The sequence below is a fragment of the Marivivens sp. ABH4_498 genome, from assembly GCF_056160585.1.
Genome location: NZ_JBSWXL010000001.1, coordinates 114,782 through 130,711 on the forward strand (window position 1 = coordinate 114,782; position 15,930 = coordinate 130,711).

The following is a 15,930-nucleotide window of genomic DNA, read 5'->3' on the forward strand; positions in this document are numbered from 1 at the left end:
CCCCGCCCCCTAAAAATAAACGTCGGCAGCTGGGATCACCTGCGGGCCGCGCCCCGTGATCAGCACCAGGTTGCCGTCCAAATCAATGCTGTCAAAGATGCCTGTATACGTCTCTCGCGCTGTTTTGGCGGTGATAACTTCGCCCAAACGTGCCGCGTGCCGCATCCAGTCTTCTCTGATCCGTTCAAAACCGAAATACGCCAGTTTGCTTTCCTGCGTCACGTAGTTCGCAGCCAAAACGGTCAAAAAGTCGCGCCGCCCAATCCGTTTGCCTATTGCGCCAGCAACGCTGACGGGCGGGAACGCAGCATCGGCCACGGCGTCAGGCACATTTGCCAGATTGACGCCTATGCCGATGGTCAACCAATCCACCTTGTCGCCTTTGGTGCTGCTTTCCAACAGGATGCCGGCGACCTTGCCGCCGTCCAGCAACACATCGTTCGGCCATTTCAGCGCAAGGCGCGACCGATCAATGAACAACGCAAGGCTTTCGAACAACGCGACCGCCGCCAGAAAGGACCGTAATGATGCGTCTTGAGGCGTCAGGTCAGGCCGCAGGACCAGCGTCGCGGCCAGATTGCCTGTTGGATCGACCCACGCTTTGCCACGCCTGCCCCGCCCTGCGGTCTGGCGTTTGGCCATAATCCATGTCGGAACACGGATCGAGGCCGCCCGACGGGCAGCCTCGTTCATGGTGCTGTCGACCTCGTCCATAACAACAAGGTCGACACCTTCGGGCCAGCGCGGCCCGCTGTTTTCGTTAGTTAACAAGCGCCAGCGCCGCGTCAGCCGCTGCAGGCACGATGCCGAACAGGTTGATGATACCCACCAGCATGATCGCTGCCGATGCCATCATAATGCCCCATGCAACTGGCGACATTTTGCTGTCCATCTTGTCGGTGTCTTCACCAAAGAACATGTAGTAAACGACGCGCAGGTAGTAGAACGCACCGATCACCGACGCGATACCAGCTGCAACTGTTAGCCAGACCAGACCAGCGTCCAAAGCCGCGCGGAACACGCCCAGTTTACCAAAGAAACCAACGAACGGCGGCACACCAGCAAGGCTGAAGAACAGCGCCAGCAAAGCGTAGGCTTTCAGTGGTTCACGTTTGGACAGCATGCCCATCGAACGGATGTCGGTGACTGGTTTGCCGTCTTTTTCCATCGACAGGATGAACGCAAAGGTACCGATGTTCATGGTGACGTAGATCGCCATGTAAACCAGCATTGCCTCGACACCCAATGCGGTGCCGGCAGCCAGTCCCATCAGGGCAAAGCCCATGTGCGCGATCGACGAATAGGCCATCAGACGTTTGATGTTTGTCTGACCAATCGCAGCGATCGCACCAACGAACATCGACAGGATCGCCAGCAGGGCAATGATCTGTGTCCAATCCGAAGTGATGCCGCCGAATGCGTCGAATGCAACGCGTGCAAACAGACCCATCGCAGCAACCTTTGGCGCGGTTGCGAACAGCGCGGTCACTGGGGTTGGCGAACCTTCGTAAACGTCAGGTGTCCACATGTGGAACGGTGCTGCCGATACTTTGAATGCGAAACCTGCGAACAGGAATACCAGACCGAACAGCAGACCGATCGAAATGTCGTGGCCAACAGCGTCATAGATGCCCGAGAACAGCGTGGTGCCGGTGAAACCGTAGACCAGCGATGCACCGTACAGCATCAGACCGGACGACAGTGCGCCCAGCACGAAATACTTCAGACCTGCTTCGGTGGATTTCACACTGTCACGGCGCAGCGACGCCACAACGTATAGCGCCAGCGATTGCAGTTCCAGACCCATGTACAGCGCCATCAGGTCGCCGGCCGAAACCATGACCATCATGCCGACAACGGCCAGCACAACCAGCATTGGGTATTCGAAACGCAGCAGATCGCGGCGCGACAGGAATTCTTGGCTTAGGACCAGTACGGCGGCGGTGGACAACAAGATGGTGACTTTGGCGAAACGCGCAAAACCATCGTTGGTGAACATGCCGTCAAACGCAGTTGCGTCCGAACCGCTAAGGCCGATCCACGCAGCCAGTACCACGAACACCGCAGCGGTGACCCACATCAACATCGGGGCTAGTTTATCTTTGCCGGTGTATACCGCGAACAGTAGGCCACCCATCGCATAGAGTGCGAGGATGATTTCCGGCAAGACGATTTGAATATCGTTCGAGATCATTAATCCGGCTCCTTAGTGTGCGGTAGCAGGTGCTGCGACAGCGACGGTCAGGTCGCTTGCGTCAACAGCGGTGTGGTAGTTTTCGACCAGCGCGGAAACGCTAGGCCCAATGATGTCGGTCACGACCGATGGGTAGATACCCAGCAACAAGGTCATGAACACCAGCGGTGCAAAGATCATTTTTTCGCGGTTGGTCATGTCGGTGATGGACTTCAGGCTTTCTTTGATCAGTTCGCCCATGACAACGCGGCGGTACAGCCACAGCGCATAAGCCGCCGAGAAGATAACGCCCAGAGCCGCAACAGCAGCAACCCAAGTGTTGACTTTGAATACGCCCATCAGGGTCAGGAATTCGCCAACGAAGCCAGAGGTGCCAGGCAGACCAACGTTCGCCATCGTGAAGAACATAAAGATCAGCGCATAACCAGGCATACGGTTCACCAGACCACCATAGGCGTCGATGTCACGTGTGTGCATACGGTCGTAGATCACGCCAACGCACAGGAACAGCGCGCCAGAGATGAAGCCGTGCGAAATCATCTGGAAGATCGCACCGTCGATACCCTGCTGGTTCGCAGCAAAGATACCCATGGTCACGTAACCCATGTGCGCAACCGACGAATAGGCGATCAGCTTTTTCATGTCTTCTTGGACCAGTGCGACCAGCGAAGTGTAGACGATCGCGATTGCGGACATCCACAGAACCAGATCGGACAGGACTTCGGTGCCAACTGGGAACATCGGCAGCGAGAAACGCAAGAAACCGTAGCCGCCCATTTTCAGCAGGATAGCCGCCAGAACAACCGAACCCGCGGTCGGCGCCTGAACGTGCGCGTCAGGCAACCACGTGTGGACAGGCCACATTGGCATTTTCACTGCGAACGATGCAAAGAACGCCAAGAACAGCATGGTCTGCAGACCGCCAACCACAGTGATCCCCAGAACCGAGAACGACGAGGTCGAGAAGGTGTGGGTCATCAGCGTTGGGATGTCTGTGGTGCCGGCGTCTGCATACATCAGAACCATGGCGACCAGCATCAGGACCGAACCCAAGAAGGTATAGAGGAAGAATTTGAACGACGCGTAGATGCGGTTCTTACCACCCCAGATACCAATGATCAGGAACATCGGAATTAGGCCTGCTTCGAAGAAGATGTAGAACAGGACCAGATCCAGCGCCATGAACACGCCCAGCATCAGCGTTTCCAGCATCAGGAACGCGATCATGTATTCTTTGGTGCGGACTTTGACGTCCCATGCCGACCAGATCACCAGTGGCATCAGGAAAGTTGTCAGCATCACGAACAGGATCGAGATACCGTCAACACCCATTTTGTAGTGCAGACCGAACAGCCATTCAGCGTCTTCGACGAACTGCATGTCTGTGTTCGATGAGTCAAAGCCGAACAGAATGAACAGCGACACAAAAAAGGTTGCGACGGTGGCGATAATTGCCACCCATTTCGCGTTGCGCTGTGCACCTTCGTCATTTCCGCGCAGGAACACAGCCAGAATGATAGCCGCAAGCGCAGGAATAAAGGTTACGATGGAAAGAAGGTTATCCATTAGTGCGATCCCCCGGTGAGCGTGACCCAGGTTAGGATGCCTACGATGCCCAGAACCATCGCGAAGGCGTAAGTAAAGACGTAGCCGGACTGGGCGCGGCCTGCGAGTTTGGTCAGGAAGGGAATAACACCCAGTGCCAGACCGTTGATCCCGCCATCGATTGTGTTTTCGTCACCGCGTTTCCACAGGAACCGGCCGATAGCCAACGAAGGACGTACGAAAACAGCGTCGTACAGTTCGTCAAAGTACCATTTGTTCAGCAGGAAGTTGTACAGCGGGCGCTGGTTCTCGGCCAGTTTGGCAGGGAACGCAGGGTTACGGATGTACATGTACCATGCGGTGATGAAACCGATCAGCATCGCGATGAACGGGCTTGCCTTGACCCATGCTGGGCTGTGGTGAGCGTCGTCCAAGATCTGTTCGGATTCTGCCGACATGTAGATCGCGCCAATTTCAGCTGCGTGATCGTCGGCAACAATGTGACCTTCGTCTGCAGCAACAGCGTGATCGTCCATTGCGGCAACGACGCCGTGGTCGTCAGCAGCGCCGTGATCGCCCGCCTCTGCATGGCCATCAACCGATGCTTCGACGTGGTGCGGCATGCCAAAGAAGTCGACCATCTTGTCGTGATCGCCAAAGAACGGCTTGTACCAGATCATACCAGCGAAAATCGCACCCAAGGCCAGAATACCCAAAGGTAGGGTCATGACCAGCGGGCTTTCGTGTGCGTGTTCATGTGCGTGGTGATCACCGCGTTCCTCACCAAAGAAGGTCAGGAAAATCAGGCGCCACGAATAGAACGACGTGAACAGTGCCGCGATAACCAATGCCCAGAAGGCAAAACCGTTACCCGAAGCGAAAGCGGATTCGATGATCGCGTCTTTGGACAGGAAGCCAGCGAAACCAAAGTAAGTCAGCGGGATACCAACACCGGTGATTGCCAGCGTACCAATAATCATCGCCCAGAACGTCAGAGGGATCTTTTTGCGCAGACCGCCATAGTTACGCATGTCTTGTTCGTGGTGCATCGCGTGGATCACAGAACCCGCGCCCAAGAACAACATCGCCTTAAAGAAAGCGTGCGTGAACAGGTGGAACATCGCTGCGCCGTAGATACCTGCGCCAGCAGCAACGAACATATAGCCCAGCTGCGAACAGGTCGAATACGCGATCACGCGTTTGATGTCGTTTTGTACCAGACCAACGGTTGCTGCAAAGAATGCAGTCGCTGCGCCCAAGTACATGATAAAGTTTTTGGTCTCTGGTGCGTATTCGAACAGCGGCGACATACGGCAAACCAGGAATACACCTGCGGTAACCATGGTCGCCGCGTGGATCAGAGCCGACACAGGTGTCGGGCCTTCCATCGCGTCCGGCAGCCATGTGTGCAGGATCAACTGCGCCGATTTACCCATCGCGCCAACGAACAACAGGAATGCCAGCAGGTTCGCCGCGTTCCATTCGGTCCACAGGAAATGCAGTTGGGTTTCCGCCAGATGCGACGCTTCGCCAAAGATGACGTCGAACTGGATGCTGTCGGTCAGCATGAACAGGCCAAAGATACCCAGCGCGAAACCAAAGTCACCAACACGGTTCACAACGAATGCTTTCATCGCAGCCGCGTTCGCCGATGGTTTTTTGTAGTAGAACCCGATCAACAGATAGGATGCGACACCCACGCCTTCCCAGCCAAAGAACATTTGAACCAGGTTGTCCGAGGTCACCAGCATCAACATCGCAAAGGTGAAGAACGACAGGTAAGCAAAGAAACGTGCGCGGTAGCTTTCTTTTTCGGTCCAGTTTTCGTCATGCGCCATGTAGCCCATCGAATACAGGTGAACCAAAGCCGAAACCGAGGTCACAACGATCAGCATGATCGCGGTCAGTCGGTCCAGACGGATGCCCCACTGAGTTTCTAGAACGCCCGATTCAATCCAGTCCAGCAAAGGAATGTATTGGGTGTGACCGTCAAAGCTTAGGAATGTGATCCAGCTGAACAATGCACAGACGAACAGGATGCCGGTGGTCAACCACTGAGCGGTCTTTTCACCGATCAGACGCCAGCCAAAGCCGCCAATGATCGCGCCGACAAGCGGTGCAAGAAGGATGAACTTAACCATGTCCGATTAGCCTTTCATCACGTTGACGTCTTCAACGTCGATGGTACCGCGGTTGCGGAAGAAACATACGAGGATCGCCAGACCGATCGCCGCTTCTGCTGCTGCCACTGTCAGAACGAACAGAGTGAACACTTGGCCCACCATGTCATTCAGGAATGACGAAAACGCGACAAAGTTGATGTTCACCGACAGCAAGATCAGTTCGATCGACATCAGCAGGATGATGATGTTCTTGCGGTTCAGGAACAGCCCGAAGATTCCGATGACGAACAGTGCTGCCGCCACCACGAGATAATGTTCAATTCCGATCATGTGTTCCGTCCCTCGCTATATTCTTTTGCGAATAGTGGCATTACAGACCCTGCCCCGGTTTAACGTCCTTAAGCTCCATCGCCTTGGCTGGATCGCGGTACATCTGCGCCAGAATGTCCTGACGTTTGATGTTCTGGCGATGGCGCAGGGTCAGAACGATGGCACCAACCATCGCGACCAACAGAACCAGACCAGCCAATTGGAAGAGCATGATATATTTGTCGTAGATCAGGTAACCCAGACCTTGCGTGTTGTGGATGCCGCCCTCGACCGGTGCGGCTAGACGGGTATCAACACCGTCCGAGAAGTTCCAAGCGCCGTAAGCCATTGCCAGTTGCAGCAACAAAACCACGCCGATCAGCAGAGCCAGCGGCATATAGCGCGACATTTCTGCCTTGAGTTCGGCAAAGTCGATGTCCAGCATCATCACAACGAACAAGAACAGAACCGCAACCGCGCCCACATACACGATGATCAACAGCATCGCGATGAATTCCGCGCCCAACAGGACGAACAGGCCCGCCGACGACAGGAACGCCAGGATCAGCCAGAGTACAGAGTGTACCGGGTTGCGCCCGATTACGGTGAATAGACCACCCGCTACGGTCGTCAGTGCAAAGCAATAAAAGGCGATATCTGCTACACTCATACGTCGCTGTCCTTGTTGCTGTCCTCTTCCATAACCTCGTTTGCTAGGGTCATGGCTTTGGTCATTGCGGGGACGCCTCCGAACATTGCCGCTTGGGCGATGGTCTCGGCGACCTCTTGTTTCGTTGCCCCGGCTTCGCGTGCGTGGCGAACCGTTAGGCGGATCTGTGTTTCTGCCTGCGCGCCCATGATGGTCAAACCAGTCAGGGTCAGTAACAGGCGGGTTTTGGCATCCAGACCTTCGGGATTAAAGGTCTTGCCCATTGTCGCTTCCATCATGTCAGCCGACAGGGTCGGCCACATGCCTTCGAACCCTTTCGGCATGAACGATTCCAGCGCAGGGTTCATGGATTTGGCCCATTCCTGTCCGGCACGCATCATCGCGTCAAAAGGGTTCTTAGGATCAGTCATCGGTATGGTGCGTCCAGTTCAAGGTTACGCGCGATTTCTGCTTCCCAACGTTCGCCGTTCGAAAGCAGCTTTTCTTTATCGTAGAACAGCTCTTCGCGGGTTTCGGTCGAGAATTCGAAATTCGGGCCTTCGACAATCGCGTCTACTGGACAGGCTTCTTGGCAGAAACCGCAGTAGATGCATTTGGTCATGTCGATGTCGTAACGCGTGGTGCGGCGCGAACCGTCTTCGCGTGGCTCTGCGTCGATGGTGATCGCCTGTGCAGGGCAGATCGCCTCGCACAGTTTACACGCGATGCAGCGCTCTTCGCCATTTGGATACCGGCGCAGGGCGTGTTCACCACGGAAACGTGGGGACAATGGGCCCTTTTCGTGCGGGTAGTTCAGCGTTGCTTTGGGCGCGAAGAAGTATTTCAGACCCAGCTGGAAACCTTTGATAAAGTCAGCCAGCAGGAAATATTTCGCGGCGCGGCCGTAATCGATCTGCGTCATGATCAGCCTCCAATCGCCCAGCGAGCCCAGAAGCCGCCAAGCACTTCGAATTTAGCAAGGAACGATACCAACACGACCCAAGCCAGCGACAGTGGTAGGAATACTTTCCAACCTAAGCGCATCAGCTGGTCATAGCGGTAGCGTGGGGTGATTGCTTTGACCATCGCGAAGATGAAGAAGCAGAACACCATTTTGATGAACATCCAGAAGAAACCATCCGGCAGGAATTCAACTGGCGACAGCCAACCGCCCAAGAACAACAGCGATACCAGCGCGCACATCAGAACGACTGCGGTCAGTTCGCCGATCATGAACAGAAGGAACGGTGTGGACGAATATTCAACCTGATAACCAGCAACCAGTTCGGATTCAGCTTCGGGCAAATCGAACGGAGGACGGTTGGTTTCAGCCAAGGCCGAGATGAAGAACAGGAACAACATCGGGAAGTGCGGCAGGAAATACCACGACAGGATGCCGTGACCGTTTTGCGCTGCAACGATATCGCCAAAGTTCATCGAACCGGTCGAAATGATCACACCGATGATGATCAGGCCGATCGACACTTCGTAGGAAATCATCTGAGCCGCCGAACGCAGCGAACCAAGGAACGGGTATTTAGAGTTGGAAGCCCAACCGCCCATGATCACTCCGTATACTTCAAGCGACGAAATCGCGAAGACGTACAGAATGGCCACGTTGATGTCTGCCAGAACCCAGCCGTCGTTGAACGGGATAACCGCCCAAGCGATCACAGCCATGATGAACGAAATCATCGGTGCCAGGAAAAAGACGAATTTATCAGCACCGGCAGGTACGACGACCTCTTTCACGATGTATTTGATAAAGTCAGCAAAGGATTGCAGCAGGCCAAAAGCACCAACGATGTTCGGACCTTTGCGCATCTGGACCGCAGCCCAGACTTTGCGGTCAGCGTACATCAGAAATGCCAATGCGACCAAAAGCGGAACCAGAACCAAAAGGCACTGCCCCAGCGTCAGCAGCAAGATCCCTAGGTTGGTTGTGGTGAAGAATTCAACCATATTCGTTCCCTCAAACCGTCGGTATGCCAGATACGCCGCAATCGGCGACCGTGACTTCGGCGTCTATTGTTCTTAGCCCACGCGGCAGCGCAGGCGAGATTGTGTAAACAGCATCCGCAGTCCAAACACCACCATTCTGGTCGGTCAGTGTGCGAATGTGCCTCGCGAACCCGTATCCACGGATCAGCGCGTATTGTGCTGCGGCGCATCGGGCGTAACGTTCAACGTCCTCTGCACTGCTGGCCCCTGTCATCGCGACCCTGAAACCAACAAGGTCACCATCCAAAAGCCGTGTTTCGACCCCTAGGTATTCGGGGTTGCCCCCTGCCCCTGTTGTGGTCGGGGATGCCATGCACCCCGAAAGAGCCACCGCCAAGATAATGACGAAGGCTCTCATGGTTCTTATTCTGCCGCGACCTTGTTCGATTCGGCGCGAGCTTTGGCGTTAGCGGACAGTTCCGCCATCAAAGCCGACGCGCGAGCGATCGGGTTGGTCAGGTAGAAATCGCGGAACGCAGGACGGAAGGTCGCGTTGCCCATTTTTTCTGCCGGCAGCGGGGTCCATTCGTTCGATGGAACCTCGTCGATTTGTGCCAGATGCGGAACAGCTGCAACCAGTGCTTGACGCAGTTGCGCAAGGCTATCCCATGGCAGCGCGTTGCCCAGTTCAGCCGACAGTGCGCGCAGAACGGCCCAGTTTTCTTTCGCGTCACCTGGTGCGAATGCCGCACGCATCGCCAACTGAGGGCGACCTTCGGTGTTCACGAACAGACCGTTTTCTTCGGTGTAGGCAGCGGCTGGCAGGATGATGTCAGCGCGCATTGCGCCGCGGTCACCATGCGAACCTTGGTAGATCACAAAAGGACCTTCGCCGATTTCGACTTCGTCCGCGCCCAAGTTGTAGATCACTTCGGCACCGTTGGTTGCTGCCTCGACGCCGCCTTCGGTGACTGCGTTCACATCCAGCGCGCCAACGCGGCTGGCTGCGGTGTGCAGAACCATGAATTTGGAGTTCGAATTTTCAGCCAACTGCATCGCGTGGCCCAGAACAGCCAAACCGTCCGCTTCGTTCAGCGCGCCCTGCCCGATGATCACAACGGTTTTCAGGTCTTTCGCAGCGCCGATGGTTTTCGACGACAGCTCAGCCAGTGCAGCGCGGTCGGTGCCGACGTGGGTGTAGTCGTATGTCAGATCAGCCGCTTCGCCGACCAGACCAACGGTTGCGCCGCGCAGCCATGCTTTGCGGATACGCGCGTTCAGAACTGGTGCTTCGATACGAGGGTTCGAACCGATGATTTGGATCATATCCGCATCATCCAGATCTTCGATCGACGCAGTACCGGCATATGCCGAACGGTTGTCCGCAGGCAGACGTGATTTGTCGGTACGGCATTCAACGTTGCCGCCCAAACCTTCGATCAGTTGTTTCAGGCTGAATGCCGATTCAACGTTGACCAGATCACCGATCAGACCAGCAACCTTTTTACCGTTCATCGCAGCAGCGGCAGCGGTCAGCGCCTCGCCCCAGGATGCTTTGCGCAGTTTGCCGTTCTCACGGATGTATGGGGTGTCCAGACGCTGGCGGCTTAGGCCGTCCCAAACGTAGCGGGACTTATCCGACAGCCACTCTTCGTTCACGCCGTCGTGGTTACGCGGCAGGATACGCATGACCTTGCGGCCTTTGGTATCAACGCGGATGTTCGAACCCAGAGCGTCCATGACGTCGATGGTTTCGGTCTTGGTCAGTTCCCAAGGACGCGCAGTGAACGAATAAGGTTTCGAAACCAGCGCACCAACTGGGCACAGGTCAACGATGTTACCTTGCAGGTTCGAATCAAGCGTTTCGTTCAGATAGCTGGTGATCTCTGCATCTTCGCCGCGGCCAGTTTGGCCCATCTGCGTGATGCCGGCGACTTCGGTGGTGAAACGAACACAACGCGTGCAGCTGATGCAGCGGGTCATGTGGGTTTCAACCAATGGTCCTAGGTTCAGGTCATCAACCGCACGCTTTGGTTCGCGGAAACGGCTGAAATCGACGCCATAGGCCATCGCTTGGTCTTGCAGGTCACATTCACCGCCCTGGTCGCAGATTGGGCAATCCAGCGGGTGGTTGATCAGCATGAATTCCATCACGCCTTCGCGTGCTTTTTTGACCATGGGCGACGTGGTCTTTACGACAGGCGCCTGACCTTCTGGGCCAGGACGAAGGTCGCGAACCTGCATCGCGCAGGATGCGGCTGGCTTGGGCGGGCCACCTACGACTTCGACCAGACACATACGGCAGTTGCCTGCGATGGACAGTCGTTCGTGGTAACAGAAGCGAGGCACCTCGACTCCGGCTTCTTCACAAGCCTGAATCAGCGTCATGGCGCCGGGCACTTCCAGTTCAATCCCGTCGATGATGATTTTCTTAAGATCGGACATGGCCAGCCTTTTGGTTCTTGTCGCAACGACGTTTCGTTCCACGCAGTTATAGCACGCAGTTACGTATAGTCGCGGGCGTTCTAACGCGGCTTTTCGTTTGATACCAGCGCGAACGACACCAAAAGTCACGGATTTTTCAGGTTTTAAACCTGACCATTTTTGTCAAAAATATCAGACCCGCAAGATCCAAAAGATCACCGGCACGGCCACCACAACCGGCATCAATGCGATGATCAGAACCGATGCAAATGGCGGAAAAGGCGCTATTTGTGCGTTACCAGCGCATTTTTCACAGAAATCTTGCTGCTGTGACACCGCGCCACAGTCGATGCAAATCGACTTTCCACCCTCTGTCATCGCAGTAACCGCCCAATTTCGGTGCCCGACGAAATCTCGGCCTGTCCGACGGCGCAATATGAATCAGCGTTACCCACGACCGCCCCCATTTCGACCAACTGCGCCCGCGCGACACGTTCTAGGCGCTTCTTTTCATCGGAATCATGGATGTAGTCATCGATCTCTGCCTCGGAATAGCCCATATCGGCGGCTTTTTGTTCCAAGCCACGCAAATACAACGCGCCGCGGATCATGCGTACGTCGATTGAATCGCATTGGGTTGCGATTTCGATCGCGATTCCCGCGTTAATCAACCCGCCGGAAATCTCCGTCTCGGCTGCCAAATTCCCTGCGGCGCTAGAAGCACCTGCAAACAGGACGGCAACGGTCGTTATAGCGCCAAAAGGTTTCTTCACAGCCAGTTCCTTTGTTCTGCTCTGCCCCGCTATTATCGCGGCGCGTTAGACCAGATGTGGAAAGTCTGGCGTGGTTATTCAATAACAACTAGGGGGAATTGCTGGAAAAGCGACGCGCCCAAGGTTGTTACCACCTTGAGCGCGCAAAATGTGACGATGTCGGGTGCCGCCGTTTTTATGTCGACAGCTTTCCGTGAGTGGCGACCTCTGTCACATCTATCGAACCACTGAATTGGCGGTTCGGTTGGCAGTCTGCCTAACACCGCCCAATGCGCTTTGAATAGGAAAAAAGTGACCTACAGCGGACGACCGCCGCCCTATCACTCAATGGTTTATACAAAAAGACAGCCCCAAAGGGCTGCCTCTTTCATTGTTTCTAAGCGCTGATCTTATTCCGCAGCGATCGAACGCGATTTGATTCGCTCTTCAATCTCTGGACGGAAGTTGCGGATCAGACCCTGAATTGGCCAAGCCGCCGCGTCACCCAGTGCGCAAATGGTATGGCCTTCGACCTGCTTGGTCACGTCCCACAGCATGTCGATTTCTTCGACCGATGCGTTGCCCTGAACCAAACGTTCCATCACGCGCATCATCCAGCCTGTACCTTCACGGCACGGGGTACACTGACCACAGGATTCATGTTTGTAGAATTTCGACAGGCGCCAGATCGCTTTGACGATATCAACCGATTTATCCATGACGATAACCGCCGCAGTACCTAGGCCCGAGCCCAGTTCACCGCGCAAGTAGTCAAAGTCCATGATCGCGTCTTTCATCAATTCACCGCGCACACATGGCACGGACGAACCGCCTGGAATGACCGCCAGCAGATTGTCCCAACCGCCGCGAATGCCGCCGCAGTGTTTTTCAATCAGCTCTTCAAAGGAAATCGACATTTCTTCTTCGACGACGCAAGGGTTATTCACGTGACCCGAGATCGCGAACAATTTGGTGCCTGCGTTATTTTGACGGCCGAAACCCGCAAACCAAGATGCACCGCGGCGCAAGATCGTTGGAACAACAGCAATCGATTCGACGTTGTTCACCGTGGTTGGGCATCCATACAGACCAGCACCGGCAGGGAATGGCGGTTTCATACGCGGCATGCCCTTTTTGCCTTCTAGGCTTTCGATCAATGCGGTTTCTTCGCCGCAGATGTATGCGCCTGCACCGTGATGCAGATACAGATCGAAATCCCAGCCCGACCCAGCTGCGTTTTTGCCCAGCAGTCCGCTGTCATAAGCTTCGTCAATGGCTGCCTGCAGCGCTTCGCGTTCGCGAATGTATTCGCCGCGCAGGTAGATATAGCAGGTGTGCGCATTCATAGCGAACGACGCGATCAACGCACCTTCGATCAGCGTATGCGGATCGTGGCGCATGATTTCGCGGTCTTTACAGGTACCTGGTTCCGATTCGTCGGCGTTGATCACCAGATAGGCCGGACGACCGTCCGATTCTTTTGGCATGAACGACCATTTCAGACCGGTCGGGAAACCCGCACCACCGCGTCCGCGTAGGCCCGAAGCCTTCATTTCATCAATGATCCAATCACGGCCCTTTTTGATGATATCGCCCGTGCCATCCCAGTGGCCACGTGCCTTAGCGCCCGCAAGTGTGCGTTCGTGCATACCGTAAAGGTTGGTGAAAATCCGGTCCTGATCCTTGAGCATGGCTCACCTTTCATCATTCTGGCGTGACCGCCAGATGCCATAAGTCATCCATAAAGCCCAGCCAAAACCGGCAAGGGCTATAAGATCAAACAGGGCGCGGGTCCGCATGGACAGGCCCAGTTGACCTCCGATCCAAGTCGCAACGACCCAAAACACACCAACACCAGCTAGGAACAGCGCAGGGCGCCGACCATCCGTTTGGCTATTTGGCTTTGGATCGTTGGTCATAGTATCTCTTATTTACCGCTGTTTTTGGCGCGTTCTACGTAAACGTCAACGCCTAGTTCAACGATTTCTTTTGCTTGGGCCACCCAATTATCACGGGTTACGCGCCCTTTAAAGCGTGGCAGGTTGCTGTCCATCCACGCTACTTCATTTGGTCCCCATCCGGCAATCTGATCGAAATGATAGATACCTAGCGAATGGCACAGTTCTTCTAACTTTGGCCCGATGCCTTGAATGACTTTCAAATCATCAGGCTGTCCGCCACGTGCAGAAGTCATTGCGACCGGTTTTTCGCCGCCTTCGACGGATGGCGCAACAGGTGCCGGCGCGGGTTCGACGGGCGCAGCAGGTGCCGGCGCAGGTTCAACAGGCGCAGCCGGTGCTGGTTCTGGTTCGACCACAGGCTCTGGTGCGGTTTCAACAACCACTGGTTCCGCCTCTTGCGCTTCGGTCGTAGCGACTGGCTCTGGCGCCGTTTCGGTTACGACTGGCTCTGGTGCGGCCAATGGCGCAACCGCAGGCATTGGATCAGCGGCAGGCGCAGCAACAACGCTGTCGGCGACGTCGGCATCTTTACAAAAGAAATTCAGCAGGATCAGCCCCATCAAAACGGCAACAACAGCACCGCCCAAAATGGCCAACAGCCACGCCCAATCAGCGCCTACGCCCAAAATGATCGCAGCAACTAGGCCGATAATACCAGCTGCAAGCCACGACGTTTCGCGGCAACCCCATCCATCTTTCGAATTTGTCATAATCTAAACTCCTTCAATGTCCCGTGAAATTGTCCCTTTTTTACGCCAGAGACTTCACTGCCCTTCTGTGAGTTAGACTACAAAAATTTGTACCGATGATCGTTTTTTCGCGCGATTAGGGGCCAAATGCGCAAAAACAGCGCAAGTTTTTGGCCCCTGTGGCGTTTTGATTACGATTTTTTCGCCAGTTCCGCGGCCTGAGCGATCCAATTGTCGCGTTCGATACGACCTTTGAACTTCAATCGTGCATCAACCCACGCGACTTCTGCGTCGGTCCATTTCGCGATTTGATCGAAATGATAGAAGCCCAGTTCGTTCAGAACGCCTTCCAATTTCGGACCAACACCCGAGATTTGTTTCAGGTCATCCGCACCGCCGGCACGTGCGGCAGTCAGGACTTCGGGCTGTTTTTCGTCAACGGCTGCGGCTGGTTCTTCTTTCGCGGCTGGTGCTGGCTTTGCAGCTGCTTTGGCAGGTTTCGCTGCTGGCTCTGCCTTTGGCTTTGCCTTGGATTCTGCTTTGGCAGCTTTTTCTTGCTGAACGGCCGATTTAGGGCGCGCTTTTTCCGCTGGCGGTTTTGGCGCGGTTGCCGATGCACCCGATTTCAACCAAGGCGTCAGCAGTGGTACTTCGGTGCCGTCGATGCGTTTGATGCTATCGCCGATATCGGTCGCCAGCTGTGCGCTTGCATTGTACTGCTGCTTGCCGCTTTCGTGGTCGGTCAGCGATGTCAGACCGGACAGAGGCTCTGCGGCATAACGGCCATTTTGTGGGCCAGGCACAGGTACCTGACCTGCTGCCATGTCAGCCAGCATCTTGCGCAGGCCGTCAGCGGTCAGGTCTTCGTAATAGTCTTTGCCGATCTGTGCCATTGGCGCATTGGTACAGGCGCCCAGACATTCGACCTCTTCCCATGTGAATTTGCCGTCAGCGGACAATTCATGCGGTTTTTCGTTGATCACGTCTTTGCAAACCGCAACCAGATCTTCGGCGCCGCAGATCATGCACGACAAGGTGCCGCAAATCTGAATGTGCGCAACCGAACCCGTTGGGCGCAGTTGGAACATGAAATAGAACGATGCAACCTCTAGCGCGCGAATGTAGGCCATGCCCAACATGTCAGCGACGGTTTCGATCGCAGGACGCGACAACCAACCCTCTTGTTCTTGCGCACGCCACAACAGTGGAATGATCGCCGAAGCCTGACGGCCCTCGGGATATTTGGTGATCTGCGCTTCGGCCCAAGCCTGGTTTGCAGGCGTAAAGGCGAAGGATTCGGGCTGTTCGTGGTGCAAACGGCGCAGCATCGGCGTCAAGCTCCG

At 55.4% G+C, this 15,930-nt stretch carries 16 protein-coding genes; all 16 read right to left on the reverse strand.

Translation table 11 applies throughout. From position 1 onward, the window contains the following. Nucleotides 1–9: 9 nt before the first annotated feature. Nucleotides 10–771 (reverse strand): biotin--[acetyl-CoA-carboxylase] ligase, encoded by a 762-nt coding sequence (locus tag ACXAGA_RS00565; protein WP_475115584.1) that lies wholly within the window; start codon nt 769–771, stop codon nt 10–12. Beyond that, entirely contained in the window at nt 761–2,194 is a 1,434-nt protein-coding gene (nuoN, locus tag ACXAGA_RS00570) for an NADH-quinone oxidoreductase subunit NuoN (RefSeq protein ID WP_475115585.1), read from the reverse strand. Before nuoN ends, ACXAGA_RS00565 begins: the two co-directional genes overlap by 11 nt. 12 nt (nt 2,195–2,206) lie before the next feature. Then, nucleotides 2,207–3,760 carry an NADH-quinone oxidoreductase subunit M gene (locus ACXAGA_RS00575; protein WP_475115586.1) on the reverse strand — a complete coding sequence of 518 codons (1,554 nt, stop codon included), beginning with the start codon at nt 3,758–3,760 and terminating at the stop codon, nt 2,207–2,209. Next, the gene (gene nuoL / locus ACXAGA_RS00580) at nt 3,760–5,880 is read right to left on the reverse strand and encodes an NADH-quinone oxidoreductase subunit L (RefSeq protein ID WP_475115587.1); all 2,121 of its coding nucleotides are present in this window, start codon (nt 5,878–5,880) and stop codon (nt 3,760–3,762) included. Before nuoL ends, ACXAGA_RS00575 begins: the two co-directional genes overlap by 1 nt. A gap of 6 nt (nt 5,881–5,886) precedes the next feature. Beyond that, nucleotides 5,887–6,192, reverse strand: a complete 306-nt coding sequence (nuoK, locus tag ACXAGA_RS00585) for an NADH-quinone oxidoreductase subunit NuoK (RefSeq protein WP_086451960.1) — start codon at nt 6,190–6,192, stop codon at nt 5,887–5,889. A gap of 40 nt (nt 6,193–6,232) precedes the next feature. After that, nucleotides 6,233–6,841: an NADH-quinone oxidoreductase subunit J gene (locus ACXAGA_RS00590; protein WP_475115588.1), complete on the reverse strand. Its 609-nt coding sequence runs from the start codon at nt 6,839–6,841 to the stop codon at nt 6,233–6,235. Next, a complete protein-coding gene (locus ACXAGA_RS00595; RefSeq protein WP_086451962.1) occupies nt 6,838–7,251 on the reverse strand; it encodes a carboxymuconolactone decarboxylase family protein in 414 nt (137 codons plus the stop codon). The genes ACXAGA_RS00590 and ACXAGA_RS00595 overlap by 4 nt, the downstream gene beginning before the upstream one ends. Further along, the gene (gene nuoI, locus ACXAGA_RS00600; protein ID WP_475115589.1) at nt 7,248–7,742 is read right to left on the reverse strand and encodes an NADH-quinone oxidoreductase subunit NuoI; all 495 of its coding nucleotides are present in this window, start codon (nt 7,740–7,742) and stop codon (nt 7,248–7,250) included. The genes ACXAGA_RS00595 and nuoI overlap by 4 nt, the downstream gene beginning before the upstream one ends. A 2-nt stretch (nt 7,743–7,744) precedes the next feature. Continuing rightward, a complete protein-coding gene (gene nuoH / locus ACXAGA_RS00605; RefSeq protein ID WP_475115590.1) occupies nt 7,745–8,782 on the reverse strand; it encodes an NADH-quinone oxidoreductase subunit NuoH in 1,038 nt (345 codons plus the stop codon). A 10-nt stretch (nt 8,783–8,792) separates the two neighbouring features. Next, a complete protein-coding gene (locus ACXAGA_RS00610; RefSeq protein ID WP_475116202.1) occupies nt 8,793–9,134 on the reverse strand; it encodes a hypothetical protein in 342 nt (113 codons plus the stop codon). Between the two features lie 50 nt (nt 9,135–9,184). Further along, complete coding sequence (gene nuoG, locus ACXAGA_RS00615; RefSeq protein WP_475115591.1) at nt 9,185–11,206, reverse strand: NADH-quinone oxidoreductase subunit NuoG; 2,022 nt, start codon at nt 11,204–11,206, stop codon at nt 9,185–9,187. Nucleotides 11,207–11,559: 353 nt separating this feature from the next. After that, complete coding sequence (locus ACXAGA_RS00620; RefSeq protein WP_475115592.1) at nt 11,560–11,958, reverse strand: DUF5333 domain-containing protein; 399 nt, start codon at nt 11,956–11,958, stop codon at nt 11,560–11,562. A 389-nt stretch (nt 11,959–12,347) separates the two neighbouring features. Beyond that, entirely contained in the window at nt 12,348–13,628 is a 1,281-nt protein-coding gene (gene nuoF, locus ACXAGA_RS00625) for an NADH-quinone oxidoreductase subunit NuoF (protein WP_475115593.1), read from the reverse strand. A gap of 3 nt (nt 13,629–13,631) precedes the next feature. Then, a complete protein-coding gene (locus ACXAGA_RS00630; protein ID WP_086451969.1) occupies nt 13,632–13,856 on the reverse strand; it encodes a DUF5337 domain-containing protein in 225 nt (74 codons plus the stop codon). A gap of 8 nt (nt 13,857–13,864) precedes the next feature. Next, nucleotides 13,865–14,608, reverse strand: a complete 744-nt coding sequence (locus ACXAGA_RS00635; protein WP_475115594.1) for a hypothetical protein — start codon at nt 14,606–14,608, stop codon at nt 13,865–13,867. Between the two features lie 170 nt (nt 14,609–14,778). Further along, nucleotides 14,779–15,915 (reverse strand): NADH-quinone oxidoreductase subunit E, encoded by a 1,137-nt coding sequence (locus ACXAGA_RS00640; protein ID WP_475116203.1) that lies wholly within the window; start codon nt 15,913–15,915, stop codon nt 14,779–14,781. Between the last annotated feature and the right edge of the window lie 15 nt (nt 15,916–15,930).